The organism is Pseudomonas syringae KCTC 12500 (assembly GCF_000507185.2).
Lineage (GTDB): Bacteria > Pseudomonadota > Gammaproteobacteria > Pseudomonadales > Pseudomonadaceae > Aquipseudomonas > Aquipseudomonas syringae.
The window spans coordinates 1124400-1141135 of sequence record NZ_AYTM02000002.1 but is presented as its reverse complement, the minus strand read 5'-3'; the positions used below and the strand labels follow the sequence as shown (position 1 = coordinate 1141135).

Annotated in this window: 7 protein-coding genes; all 7 read right to left on the bottom strand. The window is 55.9% G+C overall.

The annotated features are described in order from the left end of the window. Positions 1 to 23: 23 nt before the first annotated feature. A complete protein-coding gene (locus V476_RS05440; RefSeq protein WP_024682594.1) occupies positions 24 to 458 on the bottom strand; it encodes a type VI secretion system amidase immunity protein Tai4 in 435 nt (144 codons plus the stop codon). Continuing rightward, positions 455 to 958: a type VI secretion system amidase effector protein Tae4 gene (locus tag V476_RS05435; RefSeq protein ID WP_003313474.1), complete on the bottom strand. Its 504-nt coding sequence runs from the start codon at positions 956 to 958 to the stop codon at positions 455 to 457. Before V476_RS05435 ends, V476_RS05440 begins: the two co-directional genes overlap by 4 nt. A 50-nt stretch (positions 959 to 1008) precedes the next feature. Beyond that, positions 1009 to 1497 carry an Hcp family type VI secretion system effector gene (locus V476_RS05430; protein ID WP_003313472.1) on the bottom strand — a complete coding sequence of 163 codons (489 nt, stop codon included), beginning with the start codon at positions 1495 to 1497 and terminating at the stop codon, positions 1009 to 1011. 219 nt (positions 1498 to 1716) lie between these two features. Beyond that, the gene (locus V476_RS28805; RefSeq protein ID WP_024959715.1) at positions 1717 to 4542 is read right to left on the bottom strand and encodes an RHS repeat-associated core domain-containing protein; all 2826 of its coding nucleotides are present in this window, start codon (positions 4540 to 4542) and stop codon (positions 1717 to 1719) included. A 139-nt stretch (positions 4543 to 4681) separates the two neighbouring features. Further along, positions 4682 to 7504, bottom strand: a complete 2823-nt coding sequence (locus tag V476_RS05420) for an RHS repeat-associated core domain-containing protein (RefSeq protein WP_024959716.1) — start codon at positions 7502 to 7504, stop codon at positions 4682 to 4684. Next, positions 7497 to 11831 carry a SpvB/TcaC N-terminal domain-containing protein gene (locus tag V476_RS05415; RefSeq protein ID WP_024959717.1) on the bottom strand — a complete coding sequence of 1445 codons (4335 nt, stop codon included), beginning with the start codon at positions 11829 to 11831 and terminating at the stop codon, positions 7497 to 7499. Before V476_RS05415 ends, V476_RS05420 begins: the two co-directional genes overlap by 8 nt. Before the next feature lie 19 nt (positions 11832 to 11850). Further along, positions 11851 to 16704 carry a Tc toxin subunit A-related protein gene (locus V476_RS05410; protein WP_024959718.1) on the bottom strand — a complete coding sequence of 1618 codons (4854 nt, stop codon included), beginning with the start codon at positions 16702 to 16704 and terminating at the stop codon, positions 11851 to 11853. Between the last annotated feature and the right edge of the window lie 32 nt (positions 16705 to 16736).

Below are 16736 nucleotides of genomic sequence, written 5' to 3'. Positions count from 1 at the left end.
GAACCTCCCTGTGAATATGGATTTTATTTGTAGTCTTGCATGTAGGTGTGTGTTGGATTTACGACAGTCTTTTTTGTCAAGTCATTCAGATCCTTACTGTGGTAAAGATCCAGGCACTTTAAAAGGTCAAATTTCACACCTTTTATCTCGGACTCGGTTAAGGGGTTTGTATAATCTCTGGTCAGATACTTTTTTACGAGTGCTCGTATTTCATCAGGCCCCACTTCCCAGTCGTAATTTGCCCAGTCCTCAATGGCGGTGACGCTACTTCCAGCGTCAATTCCGACCTTTACGTCATATGCGTAAGCGTTTGCTATACAGGTAGCGAGGACCAGGTCCTTGAAGTTTTTTTCATAGCTTCGGTGCATGCCCTCTGGTGATGAAGGTTTTGTATGTGCGAAGCTCTCGGTTGTCACGAGTGCGAGACAGAATGTGAAGGCTGTGAAGAGAAACTTCATGAGGTTAGGCTCCAAAAGTTTGCCGTATCCGTACGGTAGTTGACGTCGGGCTCGTTAAAGTAGCAATGGTCATAGCAAAGATTGCCGTCAAATAACGTTGCATGGCCTTTTGCGTCTGTCCAGCCCGATATTTCAAATAATATAATTCCTTTTTTTCTTGCAAGCGCTCCGCCGTCAGAAGGTGGGTATTTGACGACTTCAGGCTTGCCCCAGTGCGTTTCCAAAAAGCTTTTCAGGTTCGATACACGGAAGAAGTACTGGTGCTGATCTGCGCCGGAGACTGTCTGTTTAGATACTTTAGGTATCTTCAGTCCTGAGTGGTTCAGGATGTAACTTAATCGAACAGCACAGGTGTTCCTCCATTTTGTAGAAGGATCAGGGTTGTTTATGTTCTTCGCGACGACCCCCCCAATCACCTCTGCCACTCGCTTTTCCGGCGCTACCGGATCATAAATATGTTGCGAAGCCGCCCAGGCGGCGGTAAAAAATGGCCGTGCCATAGTCCTTCCTTGATCATGTCGTGACGTTTTATGCGTGAGCGTTCAAGACGTCAGGAATAGACCTTGTTGTTGATGCGGTTCCAGCCACCCGAGACATTCCCTCCACCGGCACCGTCAGATCTTTTCTGCTGGGTGTAGGTGGTTTTGATTTTTCCGTAGTTCAGGCTGATGGTCTCGCTGGGGATGCCATCATTGGCATGCTGGGTGTAGTTGGAAATGATGACTTCTTCCAGCAGCACTTCAAAGTATTTGACCTTGTCTCCGCCTGCACGATGCAATGACAAGACGACTTCCTTCAGATGCCTGCCCGCGCACAGCGTTTCCATGAGTTTGCAGCTCGACTTGTCCAGTGATTTGGTGAACGTGAAATCACTCAAGGACGTCCGACCCGACGAGGCGCCTCCTGAAGAACTCGCCGTGGCGGAAGTACTTTGGTGCATGCCGAAACCATACCCGGTGATCTCGATACAGTCCTTGTAGCGATCATCCAGCGCTTCGCCTGGAATGCCTTCGATTTTGATATATGCGTCAAATGCCATGTTTAAAACTCCACGTTCGATCGGTCTTACGTTGCATACAGGTATCCATATGTTTCAGCAGCGTAATCTTTATTTTTATCGAACGTGGTGGTCAGCAACCTTTGCAGCGCACTGAAATATCTCCATTTTTTGTGGGAAATGTAGTACAGATTTAGGTGTATTGGCTTTATTGTCATTGCCTTGCTCTGTGCGTTGTACGGTATCACGTTTCAAGTTTTATTATATTGAAGCTCTTCTGCCTGGGCGGACATTTGCCCAGCGTCCTTCACCATTTAGTCCGCGCTTGAAACCGCGAAAAAAAATGTTGGACAGTGATCGTTGTTCCGGTTGCATGTTATCTGTGCGGGGTGTCTCACGGTAGAAAAACTTATCATGAGGTACAGCGTAGGCTTTATTTTCTTCCGCGGTTGCCGGCAGGAAGCTGCGGATCAACGAGGGGCCGGTCATGTGCATGGTTAACTTCAATCGGCTGAATAGTCCTTCACCCGGGGTACTGCGTTTCTTTGCCCATCCATAATTTTCATTGTTCTCCATCATACTAGGGCTTGTTGTGTAAAGGTCAACGATGGTGTCCATTATTTCACCAGCCATTTTGCCTCGGGGTGCGGAGGCGAGTACGGCGTTAGACGTCAAATTTTCTTCAATGTGTACAAGAAATCCATTGGGTGCATCGAGGCTCCCGAGCGGCTGTCCGACCGCGACATCCGCGTCCATGTACAGGCCTCCCTCCATGTAAGTTGAGGCCAGCTCTATTATATCGCTGGCTGCAGCGTAATTCTTATAAGGCCCATTTGTCTCGCGGCTATAGATCGCTTCGATTTTTTTTGCGTGTGGGTAGGCCTGGCCCAGTGAGCTGAATAGCTTTTCAGGATTGCGCTGTATTAACGAATCGCCATGCGCCAATGCCAGATGGCGTTCGGCAGGGTCGTTGCTTTCACTCATTTCCGCTAATGGGTTTAGCAGGTGCTTTACCTTGGATGTCCAAACATTGACTTGGTAGTCGGGATTTATTTCTTTAAAAAGCAGCATGTTCTGCAGGTGCGGTATTGGAATGTCGCCACCTTCCCAGTAAAAATGTGCGTTAAGGGGTATGGCTACGTTACCTTTCAGGTCAACATGATTAAGAGAGTTGTTTCTTAGCATTCTATAAAGATTAAGGTCAGTATTCTCGCCGGATACATCCGGATTTATCCACCGCTGTAGCCACGGCGCGTAATACCTGACCCCGTAGTAATAAAGCCCGCTCGCTTCGCGCTCCTTACCCGAGTAACGCACTGTCTTGTACTTCGCTTCCACCGCACTGCGCGCCGCCCACCAGGCCGTGCCGCCGAACGGATAATAACTTTCCTGGCTGATCAGACCGCCTTGCTGATCAAGCTCTAGCGTGGTGGAGCCCAGGTGATCGCTCAGGCTGTAACGTACCTGATCGTTCGCAATGGCATCTGGTTTTCCAGCTTCCCAGTGCAAGACCCGCACGCTGTTGCGACCCGCCTGAGTCGTAACGACATGAAGGATTTCGCCATCGGCCGTAGTACGAATTTCCAGCCCCGGCAGGTAGCGCACTTCATTGATCAGTGTGCGACCTGATGCCTGAGCAGTACTGATCTTGCGACAACGTTGACCCTGGCCGTCATAGACATAGCGTTCGTCATCGTTCGGTGCGTCTTTACGCTGCACAGTGGTGATGTGCTGCAACTGGTTACGCGCATCCCAGCCCATAACCTGCCCGCGAACCAGTTTCAGCAGATTGCCGTTGGCATCAAAACTCGTAGCGAAATCCACATCCCCGTCATCGTCCGGCAGGCTGCGATCGCTGTCCGGTGCAACGTGCATGTTGCGGGTGAAGTTGTGTGCGCCTTCGTGGCGCATTTGCAGCAGGTTACCCGCAGCGTCGTAGCTGTAACGCTGTGTGTAGTTGCTGACCTGGCAAGGATCGAGCGTCGGCAGAGGTTGCAGACCGGGCAGCGCCGGACCATGGCCGGCGCCGTTTCTGACCTCCCGGCCAGTGGCTTCGATCAACTGATACACCGTGTCGTAACGGTAACGGCTGATCGGTTCGATAAGCTGGTTGTCGCAATACCGGTCTGGTTGCGAGGCATCGTTGACGAGCAGGATATTGCCCACCGGGTCATAGCCGTAATTGAGTTGCTGCAGCAGCGTGCCGTCAGCAGAGATCGCGCTCAGCCCGATCAGCCTGCCGTCCTGCTGATCATAGGCGTAAAGGCTGACTACGCCATTGCCCGCTGTTTCCTGTTCGACTTGATTGAACGCGTTGTAACGGGTATCGACAAGCAATGCCTGCGGCTGTGAAATGCCTGCTTGCATAAGGCTCAGTGTCTTCGATTGCCCGGCAACGGTCTGGCCGAACACCTGCCGGTTACCCATGGCATCGGCTTGCTCGCGGACTTCGCCCTGTGCATTGAATCTCCACCGACTTTGCAACGGAGCCGGCTCAAGCAAGGCATCGCGCTCGGCTTCGGCGACCGGCCAGTCCGGCACGTCGAGCGACAAAAGGAATTGCCGAGCCTCGGTCAGCAACGCCCCCTGCAATGCGTAGTCCGGGAAAAAGCGTGTGCCCGCTGTATCGTCATGTCGGACGAGTTGATTGCATTGGTTATGCCCGATCGTTACGTTCCTGTCGCCATAACTAAAGCGCTCAACGACCCGACCTTGTTCAATGATGGCCAAGGGACGCAACCTAACGTCGTACTCAATATTTCGCTCACTGCCACGGCCGTCCCAGCTCGCCATTCTTTGACCTGCTTCGCCCGCCAAGACAACCCCCCAGCCAGCATCGACGCTGCTGGTCAGCAAAGGAAGGCCGGAAAGCGAATGCAGTGTGCTGATAGTGGGCAATGCATCGCTGCTCAGTCGTGGGTCTCGCTGAGCGATGATACGTCCCGCCACATCGTATGTCTGATGCGTCACGCGCTTATCGGCGGCTTGGTTTGAGTCCTGACGTAGTAAGGCGATGCTACGCACGGTGAGCGATCGTGGGTCTGTCACTGCCAGCGTTGGTGTGTGGGCATGCGTAGCTTCGTTCATGTCGAAACGTTCTCTTATCAACCTGGCGTGGCCCGCGAAGGGCCTTTTCATACGGAGTACAGTGCGGCTCCATTCGATAAAATCTTAGCGAAAAACGATTTCACCCCCGTCCTATGGGGTTGCGACGTCACGGACGGCATCAGCCATTGGAAAGTCGTCGTTGAACCACACGTCTTTGCTCCGGGCGCGACGCGAGATCAAGTGCAGGCATATCTGATGGCCTGCTGTGAGTCATGGTAAGTCTTGCCAGCGGTCCATTAAATCGTTGATTGATAAACGAGGTCAGCAGGGACAGGGAGTCAGCGTTATTCAAAATGGCTTCAGCGCGACTCAAAGGGTTTTTTTCAAAAGTAATACTGTTAACTTCTGCGGCATCTGGCCCGTCCCAGATATATCCACTAAAGCGCTTTTGAAGTTTTTGCACATGACTGAGGATATCAATTCGGCCACTGTATGATGCCGAGCCTGAAGCGCTTTCCTCTGTCGAGCCCGGTACATTAATATACCAACTGTCTTGTGTGCGTAACGCTATGTGGGATGCCTCATGGATAATATTCCACGCCGCAGTGTTAGGACTTTCATTCGCAACGTTCTCTCTCATGAATATATGATGCTCTGGGTCTTCTGTGTATTGCCAAGCGGCCGTCTGGCTTTCCCGAGGCCCACCGACGCTTACTATTTTTTTACCGTCGTATTTTTGAACAAATGCAGTCAGTTTGCCCATGACCAAGCTCGACGCCGACAGTATTTTTGCGTCCACTTCGGCGTTGCTTTCATCCGGGCTCCTAAAGTAGCCAAGCACAGTCTCTTTCTCTTCCGCGGTCGCGAGTCCAAACTTGATGTGGTTGATTTTTTGTCGAGCAAACGCCAGGCCTTTTTTACTGGACGCTAATGCTACGGCCAGCGTACCGCCAAAAGCGGGGTTCAAATGAGTGGTGTTTTCAATGCCCACCGCCTGGACAGGATCGCCCTGTGCGTTTAACTCATTAAGGACCTCATTAAAATTGAAAGGGTTGAAGCCTGTTCGATCTACCAACAGGGTAGGGGTGTTTCTTGAGAAACAAAAAAGATTCAACCCATCCACATCCCCCGCCGGATCCGGATTGATCCACCGCTGCAGCCACGGCGCGTAATACCTGACCCCGTAGTAATAAAGCCCGCTCGCATCGCGCTCCTTACCCGAGTAACGCACTGTCTTGTACTTCGCTTCCACCGCACTGCGCGCCGCCCACCAGGCCGTGCCGCCGAACGGATAATAACTTTCCTGGCTGATCAGGCCGCCTTGCTGATCAAGCTCCAGCGTGCTCGAGCCCAGATGATCACCCAGGCTGTGACGCACCTGATCGTTCGCAATAAAGCCCGGTTTTCCAGCCTCCCAGTGCAACACCCGCACGCTGTTGCGACCCGCCTGAGTCGTAACGACATGAAGGATTTCGCCATCGGCCGTAGTACGAATTTCCAGCCCCGGCAGGTAGCGCACTTCATTGATCAGTGTGCGACCTGATGCCTGAGCAGTACTGATCTTGCGACAACGTTGACCCTGGCCGTCATAGACATAGCGTTCGTCATCGTTCGGTGCGTCTTTACGCTGCACAGTGGTGATGTGCTGCAACTGGTTACGCGCATCCCAGCCTATAACCTGCCCGCGAACCAGTTTCAGCATGTTGCCATTGGCATCAAAACTCGTAGCGAAATCCACATCCCCGTCATCGTCGGGCAGGCTGCGGTTGCTGTCCGGGGCAACGTGCATGTTGCGGGTGAAGTTGTGTGCGCCTTCGTGGCGCATTTGCAGCAGATTGCCCGCTGCGTCGTAGCTGTAATTCTGTCTATAGTTGCTGACCTGGCAAGGATCGAGCGTCGGCAGAGGTTGCAGACCGGGCAGCGCCGGACCATGGCTGGCACCGTTTCTGACCTCCCGGCCGCTGGCTTCGATCAACTGATACAACGTGTCGTAACGGTAATGGCTGATCGGTTCGATAAGCTGGTTGTCGCAATACCGGTCTGGTTGGGACGCGTCATTGACGAGCAGGATATTGCCCACCGGGTCATAGCTGTAATTGAGTTGCTGCAGCAGCGTGCCGTCAGCAGAGATCGCGCTTAGCCCGATCAGCCTGCCGTCCTGCTGATCATAGGCGTAAAGGCTGACTACGCCATTGCCCGCTGTTTCCTGTTCGACCTGATTGAAGGCGTTATAGCGAATCGCGCTGACCAGCGTCCGCGCGTGCATGCTGTCGTTCAATATCAGGTCTGTGCTGTGCAGCTGACCGGCCAGATTATGAGTCGAAAGCTGGCTATTACCACTGGCATCGGTCTGCTTCAGCACTTCACCTTGTGCGTTGAAAACGCGACAGGTCTGAAGGCCGGCCGGCTCCACCAGCTCATTACGATCAGGCTCGGCTGATGGCCAGTCCGCTGCTTCTGCGGCGAGCATGAAATGTCGTGTTTCACTGAGTACCGACCCATGCAGGCTGTAATCCTGCAGCAAGCGCGAGCCCGCCGTATCGTCATGGCGGACCAGTTGATTGCACTGGTTGTGTCCTGCCGCATCTTTCTGGCCATAGGTGAACCGCTCAGCACACCGATTTTGTTCGATGATGTTTCTCAGGCGTAACAGCAGGTCGTACTCTAACTGCCGCTCGTTACCGCGAGCGTCCCAGCCATTCAAGACCTGGCCAGCCTCGCCGAACAGCGCAACTCGCCAGCCGGCATCGACGCTCTCGGTGGCCAACGCGTTGCCGCCAAGGCTGTAGACAGTGCTCCGGTTGGCGTCGGCCAGACGTGGGTCAGTGGCGGCGATCATTCTGCCTGCCAGGTCGAAACGCCGCTTGGTAACCCGCATTGCGGCGGCTTCTGCGGCTTCTGCGGCTTCTGTTCGATGTAAGAGGACCTGGCGCACGACCAGCCCACGAACCTCGGAAACGAGCAGTTCCGGCGTATGGGAATGTACCGCGCTATTAACCACGCTCGGCTGCCTTTCTCGCGGCCAGCACTTCCTCGGCTGTATCGTTTTCGTCCTCACTGATGGTGTACCAGACCCGATAGGTCTGTCGGCGCATCCAGCCTTTGGCGGTGATTGTGATGGTCGGACGCCCCAGCGGGTCGTAGAACTGTTTGTCGACAATGTTTTGTGAGCGTATCGATGCGTCGTTCACATACAGATGACTGTTGGCGAAATACGGCCGGTAAACGCGCACCGTCAGGCCTTTATTGTTGTATTCCACACGTTCACTGACACGCCAGCGCGGTGATGCGTGGACAATTTTCGGCCTACCGTCGACCAGTTCGAGATTGCCCCATTCATCGACTGAATAGGCGTTGCCGTCCTCCACCTTTTGACGGGTTTGCAGCGTGCGACCGAAGCCGTCTATCGACGCCATGCTGATGCGGATCTGCCTGTCCAGGTCTTCCGGGTAGCGGTCTGCCGCGAGGGCAGCGGTGGCCAGCGGGATGTGGACTTGCCCCAGAGCCGTGTTGCCGTCGTAATAGAGCGCGCTGGCTTGCCTGCCCAGAGCGTATTCGGGTTGCAGCGCTACCTCGCCGGCAGAAGCCCGATAATGCCCGGCGCGATTGAGTGGAGGAAAACCGACTGCCTCACCCAGTTCCGTGCCGTAAAAGCTGGTTGCCCATATTCTGCCGAAGGCGTCGTAATCAGCTTCCTGACTGTTCTGATTGGGGTCGATGATTCGTTTTGGTTGCAGCACACGATAATCGTATTCAGCGGTAGTGACGCAGCCTGCCGGGTCGGTGATGCGAGTCGCGAACAGATGGTAGGCGTCGTATTCGACGAGACTCCAGCCGTGACTGCGCGTGGGCCTGAACTGAGTGGGATGAAAGAAGTGCTCCTGACCGGCGTAGGTGGCGAAGCCGCGTTTTACCGACCATAGATTCAGGCTGTCTGCTGGCAGAAAGCTTGGCATCTGCTGATAACCGATCTCGACGAGTTTTTCGGCCAGAGTGACGCTGTCCATGACCCGCTCATAGGCGCTCAGTGCATGATCATCCAGTTCAGCCGTTTCAACGGCGTCAGCCAGCGCCTGAAAGGTCGCCTCGCCATCGCCGCAACCGATGTAGCGTTGCACCGACAGACTGGTGAGCGTACGTGGCAAGGTTGCGAAGGGCCCGGACGGATCGGCGAACTGTTCATAGCTGATCTGCTCAGGCGTCAAGGCGCTTGCCGGAATGAGCATGGCGTCGCCGCGTGTGCGGTAAGGCAGCCCCAGACGCCAGCTCTGCGGGCTGTCCAGGTGGATTGCTTCGGCGTGCATTTCATTCAGGCAGGACTGTTGCTGGGCGTCGTCGTGTGACGCCTCCCACCATTGTTGCTGGTGAGGGTCCGCAAAGGGTGGCGCGTCACCCGGTTTCTTGCGCCGGGCATAGTTGACGCTGACTGAGTGGAGCGTCGAGCCGTAGCGGTCCCACGCCAGGTTCAGGCTGTGTTCGCACATCGGGTCCTCCAGTTCCTCGGCCTCGTAACGATAGGTGATGACTTCCAGGCTCAGTGGCAGCATCGACGCGTAGGGTCGATGTGCGCTCAATGCTTGCAGTTGGCGAACCAGATAGCGGCATGACCGGGTCGAATACAGCACTGTGGGACGTTGACTGGCGTCGAGTCCAAAGACTTCGCTGCGCAGTACCGAGCCGCTCAGCGCTCGCGCCATTTCCTGCAAGGTCGCGTCATCCGCGTCCGTTATTGGCAGCTCTGTCTGGGTTGCGGCGTCGAGTCGGGACAACACATGCTCGCCGGGCAGGCGTGCCAGTAGGTCGCTGCGGTCATGGTCGGTGCAGGGTCTGGCAGGATAGTGTCCGGTGTGGAACCAGGTCTTGTTCAATACCGGAGCGGTAAAGTCTTCCTGATCCTGCGACGACGTTTCGGTGTCGGTCTGCAGGAGCAGGCCAAAGCCTCGAAACTCCCGTTCGCGAGGGTCATAGAAACCCTGCCGATAGCGGAACAACTGAGTCAGCGTATTGCCAGTGACCTTGTCCTGCATGGTTTGCCTGACGACCACATGAACCGGGAACGGTAATTCCGAGACAGCAACGCTGCCTGCGGTCTGCAGCTCGTTTTTTTCGTCCAGCCATTCCTGCGCCGAACTGCGATAGCTGACTTCTCCGGCAGCACCGAGATTGTTATCCGAGGCCTTCAGCAAATACGGTTTTCGCACCGAGCCTGCCCGGTCCGCCGCGTAATAAAGGCTCCAGTGCCGTGGCGCCATGTGCGGTACGGTCAGCACCAGGCTGGAGAAACCCAGGCCCAGCAGATCGACCGCGCTGAACTGGCAGAACCGGTCATAACGCACGCCCTCCGGCCAGGGCTGATCAAAGGGCGCGGCCAGACCGTTGCCGCCCCTGTTCATGAAGACCTGAAAGCCATCGGCTTGCAGGTACAGCACGTCACTGGCACCTGAACCGTCCAGGTCCGCCAGCCGCACCTGGCTCGAATCAAAGGCCTGAGAGGTGTAGGGCAGGGTGGCAAACAACTGGCCCTTGCCGAACCGGCCTCGGCCCAGGTTTGGCCAGACGCGGATCTCGTTGTGCCGGATCCGGATCAGGTGTTGTTGCCCCGTACCCAGAAGGTCGCTAAACGCCACGAGTTCAGTGGAACTGTCGCTGAGCAATGGCAGGCGATCCTCGTCGTGAGGGATGTCCACTGCTGCGGCGAATCCATCGGCTCGACGGTTGGCATACAGGCGAACGCTACGTGGGCCAATCAAGGCCAGATCTGACAGCCCGTCGCCGACCAGGTCCGCCATCTGGCCTTGCGGGTGGAAAAACTCTGTAGGAAAAGCCGAGAACGTGGCGTAGTTCGACCAGCTTCGATCAGGGTTGAGCGTAAAGAATCCGGCCATTCCCGGCTGGGCGACAACCCAGTCCAGCCGCCCGTCGCCGGTCAGATCCGTGAGGGCCTGACGTACCGGTGTGGCTGAATCAGCCGTGGGGATGCGGGGTAGCGGTTGACAGGTTCCGTAGGCAACGGCGTCCTCTGTGCCAGCGGTATCACGGACCGGTTCGCGATAAAGCCACGCCTTGTCGTCTCGATACAGAATGCCGGGCAAGCCGTCGCCATACAGATCGACCAACTGGTATTGCTGGCCGTCATTCAAACCGGCCATGGGCTCCAGCGGCGTGTAGATGCCTGACTCAAGACTGAAATCGGTGTATTGAAATTGCACAGGAGGTTGCTGATCGACGCGCCGCCAGTCCGTGCCATCCCATGCCTGCGAATGCGCTGCGCTCAGCAGGTTATAGCCGAGAGCTGTCTGATAATGCTCCAGCAGCAGTCGCCGGGTCAGCAGAGGCGCTTCTCCGAGCTCATCCGGGAAGTCATGGAACATCAGAACCTGCCGGCACAGGCGCAGATTACCCAGCTCAAAACCATAGGCGAAACTTGAATGCGGATCACTGCGCACCGGCCAGGTAAATTGCTCGTCGTATTCGGGGGGCGGGTCACTGCGGGTGTCGCGCTGGTCATAGTCGAATATCAGGTCGAAATGCCATAGCAAACCGTCCAGCGAATCTTCCTGCCACAGGTAAAGTACGGGGTGCGCCTTGGCATTGCCGTAGCGAACCCGGCTCAGGTAGCGTTGGGCGCGGAAGTTTCTCGGGTGATCCTCCGCCAGGCCCTGATGGTCTTCGGGCTTGTACTCATAGAGGATGTGTTCGCCGACGGCATTCATGCTTTCATCCAGCAACCATTCGGCAACCCGATTCATGTCTGCCGGGTCGGCAATGCGCGACGAGGTCCTCCTGCCATAAAGATTCAGGCTGCCGTCGGCGCCGTGGATCAGCCAGAAGCCGGGATCTGCAATGTCTACGCGCCAATGCTCGATGCGCGCAAAGGCCCCTTCGACTCGGCTGAAGTAACGCACCACCTGATAAGTCGCATTCAAATCATGACCGTTGTAGCGGCTGACCTGACTCGAAACCAGCGCGCCGCTGTCGTCGCGTTCGGGCAGGCAGACATCGCCTCCGGGGCCGAAAATGAGGTCGTCGTCGGTGTAGTTCGGTACGCCCTTGCTGGCACGACGCGCCACTTTGCTGGTGTTCAGGTTCCAGCCAAGTCCGAATACGCCGTTGCCGGAAGTGCTCTGATAACTCAGCGACAGGGCGGGCGCGTAACCGCGGCCCTGGCTGATCGGCAGGGCGATTTCCAGTGACGCCGCGCCGCTGGTGCCAACGGCTCCCCAGCCCTTGCCGATGCTTTGAATCGCGCCACCACCTTTGGGTAATGACGGAGTGGCTACAGCCGGTTGCAGGGACGGCGGCGATTGATTTTGCGATTGAGCTTCCATGGAGCTTGCTCCCAGTCGGTTAACGGCTTTTCGCCGTGTAGCGCATGTGCACGATAATGTCGGTGATCGAGTCGATCATGTCGCGCTGCGCCGCCGGGTTGGAAAAGCTCAGGGTCCAGCGAGAGATTGCGCCAGTGCCCTCGAACGGCAGATAGCGCTCATCGTCGAAGTTGAAAACGAACAAGCCGTCATCGTCCACGCCGGTAGACAAGGCGATCTGCTGGCTGGCACGCATGTTTTCCTTGAGCGGCCCGTCAGGCTGTGCGTCCATCTGCACCGCGCTGTACGACTGGGTCAGGGCGGCGCGGATGTCCTGATATGGTCCGACCGTTGCTGGCAACGACACACTGATGCGCTTGATGCGCCGCAGGTAGTGGCCCGGGTAATCCTCGTCAAGCATGGCTCGGGTTATTTCGAACTCGGCAATCCCGTCTTGCGCCAGGCGCTCGACCACTGCATCCCAGCCGTGATTGATCCCGGCACCATCTCCCTCGGTTATTGGCAGCTGGCGCACCGATACCGTCTTGACGATCTCCATTTTGCGCTCGTTGCGTGCCATATAGGCCGCGTCCATGCGCAGCAGATTCAGTTTCAGGGCCTCGCCAGCAGTCAGGCCGCGCCAGGCATCCTTCCAGGCCGCGGGCTGGATGAAGGAGGCCGAGTAGTCGGCAATTTCATACTGCCAGCTGGCTTGCGTCGCCAGGCACAGTGAGAACGTGGCGTCATAGGCCTGGTAGTAGAAGGTCGAGAACTGCCCATTGAGCCATTGATAGAGCTGGCTGTTGGTGAAGCGCTTGTTGAGAAATGCATAGACAGTCTCGGCCTGTTTTTTGGCTTCCTGAGCCTGACGAAGTTGCAAGGCGGTAACGCGGGTCTGGGCGTCGTGGACAGTCAGTTGCAAGGTGATCTGTTCGGACTCGAGCAAGGCCTGATCGCGCGCGTGTTCCCATTCCTGGAGGCGCCGACGGAACATTTCCGTGCGCTCCAGTGCATCGCTGACAGCTGCAGATCTTGCTGCGACGGCATGAGCGCCAGTTGCAACCATTTCCGGTATGCCTTCCAGCCGGAAGCCGCCTACGGCCCCTCCGGCTGCGGCACCTACGGCCATCCCGCCGGTTGCTCCGGCATGAACACCGGCGTGATTAGGCGCTACTTTCATAGCTGAAGCCACGATGCTGGCCGCACTGGCAGCGCTTTCTGCGATACGTGAAACAAGTTTTGCAGCACCCGCCGCGATTTCGACTGCGCTGACATTTTCATCCGCCAGCGTGCCGTAAAAGCGGGCCCTTGCATCAACGACCGCTTTGCTGGCCTCCAATGCCTTGCGTGCCTGAACTTCGACTTTTTGCGCCTCAAGCTGCAGGTCAATGGCGTACTGGGCGAACTCCCAGACCTGCTGCTGTTGCAACTCCATCAGTTGGCCCTGCTCCTTGCGCTCGATGATCGACAGCAAGGTGAAGCCAAACTGGATCAGGGTCTCCACCGCCGCGCTGGCCCTGGCGAACATGACCGGGTAACGATAGTGGGGCGTTTCCTGAGCCAATCGGCTGCCTGCACCGCTGTCGGTCGCGCCATTGGCGTAGGCTGCGAGCAGCGCCCGTGGGTCCAGCGGTGCGGCGAACAGCGGCAGCGACAGTGGCTTGCCGTCCAGGGTGAGGTTGTGGCGCAGGTTGTACAGGCGCGACTCAAGCATCTCCCAGTATTTGACCAGCTCCGAATTCATCGGGAGGATGAAGTGATCGCTGTCTTCCTCGTTCAATGTCGGGTCGCTGCTGAAGGTGCTCAAGCGCAGGGACGGTTGGCTGAAACTGACAGTGGCTTTGCCATCGTTGACGGCGGCGCTGGCACGTACCTGTTGTTCCTGCTCGACAAGCTGCTGCTCGAAAGCCCGCAGTCCCGGACTGGTGGATGCTGCCAGATCGCCCAGTGCCATCGGCGTCCATTGGCTGGTCAGTTTCATATCCGGGCGCGGCCCGAGCAGATCGAGAATACGCACGTACCACAGCTTGGCTTCGCCCAGACTGTCGGGCGTCAGTTGCCGATAGGCCATGTCGCCGCGGTCGATAAGGTTTTTGATGTAATGGAAATACACCGCTTTCTGATAGCGCACCGGGTCGCTTGCCGCGATGCCGTCCGGGTCGATAGGGGCGCGCAGAAAGTAATCCGGGTCCGGTATCTCCACCAGAGGTCGAACGTTCCAGTAAGCCGGTGCGTCGCCTGTTTTTTTACGGCCCGGGTCGAAGATGAACCCGAGCCAGCGTTCGGCATCGGTGAAGCGTTGTTCCAGATTCAACCGATGGGAGATCATGAACGGCAGATGCAGAAACAGCTCCCAGAAGTACAGACCGTTGGCCCCTTTGAAGTCCATCAGGTCGGGGATGTTGTCTTCATCGATGGGCGGCTCCTGCAATTGCTGGGTGTCCCAGGACAACAAGGCTTCGAGCGCAATGTTGGCCTTGTTGATCAGCTCGCGGGCGAACAGCGTGTTCATGCGGATGGGGTCGCGGGTGTCGGTGGTGGAGTTGTCGCTGAACCGAATGCTGGAGGCGGAGAAATCGATGTATTCGGCGATCCCCAGAATGGCGTTGATGCGTTTGCTGATTTTGGGCGCGATAGGGTCGCCCCCATCAGCGGTTGTCCACTCCAGCTCTATTTCGGTGGATTTGAGGGCGTTACCGATCCAGGCAGGGGGAACTAGCGTGTTTACGGCAAAGCCGTGGGTGATGTAAAACTTTTTCGATCCGCTGATGAATTGGGTTTGCGGAAGATTTGGCAGAAGCGTGGATTTATCGAATGTAATGATTGTTTCGTAACGGCTCGGTGCTGTAATGCTGCTGGTCGGAGGTCGTGCGGTCAGCTGCTTTTGCGAGTTGTTGTGGGGGACGTTCATATCCGATGGGTAACCGAACCATTGGGCGAAAGAAAGCGCCTCAGTGTAGTGAGGCCCTACGTGTGCAGAGGGATACAGATTATATGAAGTTTCGCCTTGTATAAGTGCTATGAGTGCCCAGGATATGACCTCCGGGTCGGTTGCCGCCAAAGACATTAGCTCGACAGCGCCCACCTTCAGTTTGCCGTCTCTAAGGTTCCAGTAGGTGGTGTATCGTTCTATACGGTAAAAACTATTGTATGGGTTGCGAAGGAAAGTGGTACTTGAGGGGGGAGCGGCTACAGCGCTATATAGGTCCAGCGCCAGGTCGCCCCAATAGCCTCCGGTTGATTCGATTTTTAAGTTTGAGCCGTTCTGTAATATAAAGTTTTCATGGTAGATGTCGAGATCGTCGGGTGTCGTTATGAACTCAAACGTCCACTGGCTGGCTGGCTCAGTCAATACGAGTGTGGTTTTAGTAGTACCATTAATGAGGATGTCCTTGTTTATTGCAGTGCTTAATTTTATTGTGGAGTTTTCAAGGTCCAGGCGGGGTGCATAGACACCGGTCATCTGGGCTATTGCTTCCTGATGGTCTTGGTAGTCCCACCAGGTGTCGCCATCGTTTGGAGATGTTGTCAGGGATGGTTTTAGCCTGATATACAAGCTCCACGTAAACTGAAAATTCCCCTTGTTCTTTAAAGCAAATGCCCAGCAGGTCTTGCGCACGCGAGGTTGCTCCAGACCCAGGTCTGCCTTGTCGGAAACGGCGTCTACGTAGTTCGCAACTGGAAAAGCTGGCGTTTTGTTGAAATTCTTGTCGATAAAGGCCGTGTGTAGAAAAGCATAGGTCGATGTTGATCCATCGGTGTCACCAGGCGCCAGCGCTTCACCCGCATACATGGCGATAAACAGCGATTCCGGGGAGGCCGACACATCGAAGATGGCAATACTGTTCAGGTCGTTTTCAAGGTTGACTGCCTTGCCTGCCCGGGTGAAGACATTGGGTGTGGTCACGTCCATGTAGATTTGTGGCGCACTCCAGGAGTCGTCATATTTTTTATAGGAAATATTGAATACCAGACGCACATTGGGTGTGATCACCGTCAAGGGCGCGATGTCAGCCGGTGGGGTGATGGGGATACTGCCATCGGCGCCTGGCTTAACCGTGCCTTCGGGCAGCGTAACCGCTACCTGTTCGGTCACGTGAACCAGGTCCACCCACGTCACAAACAACCGATTGTTGAAATACACCGGGCGAATGGTTCTTTCCAGTGTATTGGCATTGATGCCGATCTCGGCGCGCTTCCAGTCGGACCAGGCACCGGGTGTCGGATTATCGAACTTCGCCCCTTCAGTGCCTTCCTGGTAGGCACGCTCATTCATGTCCACCGTGCGCCAGTAATAAATGTTCTCGGCGCGCGACTTGCCGATAAAGTAGTACTTGCCTTCTGCGAATCGGTCGCTGTCGATGTAGCCGTTGATGATCGTCAGGTTGGCGACTTCTTCAAAACTGGCCAGGTAGGCTTTTACCGCATCTTGCGCCGTGTCGATATTGATCCTGTTCTGATTGATATCGTTTTCCAGTTGCGTGAAGTAGCCGGACTTCTTCAAGCGCAATGCTGGAGAAATATAGATTTCCGGATACAGTGCCAATTGCATATTGGCCGCCCAGATCGGGTATTGACTGCTGCGTTCACGCCACTCGACAAAGCGCGCTTCGGTCGGCAGCAGCGTTTCATAGCCCGGCTCCATGCCCAGTAACGTGCCATTGATGAGCTGCTGCAGGCTGCTCATTGCCGACGCGACATAACTGGTCTGGACTTCATTGCTGACCTGATTGTCGAGCAGAAAAAACTCATACAGGTCATTGGCGGTTTTCAAGCGCTGGTCCAGGCCCAGGCGCTTCAGCATAGGGTCGTTGGGTACGACCTCACTCAGATAGTAAGCTACCAGCGCATCGCGAAAGGATTCGTTGAGCCGGCTTTCAAGGGTATCGGACATGATCAGGCCTCCATGGCATTGAACAGGTTAAT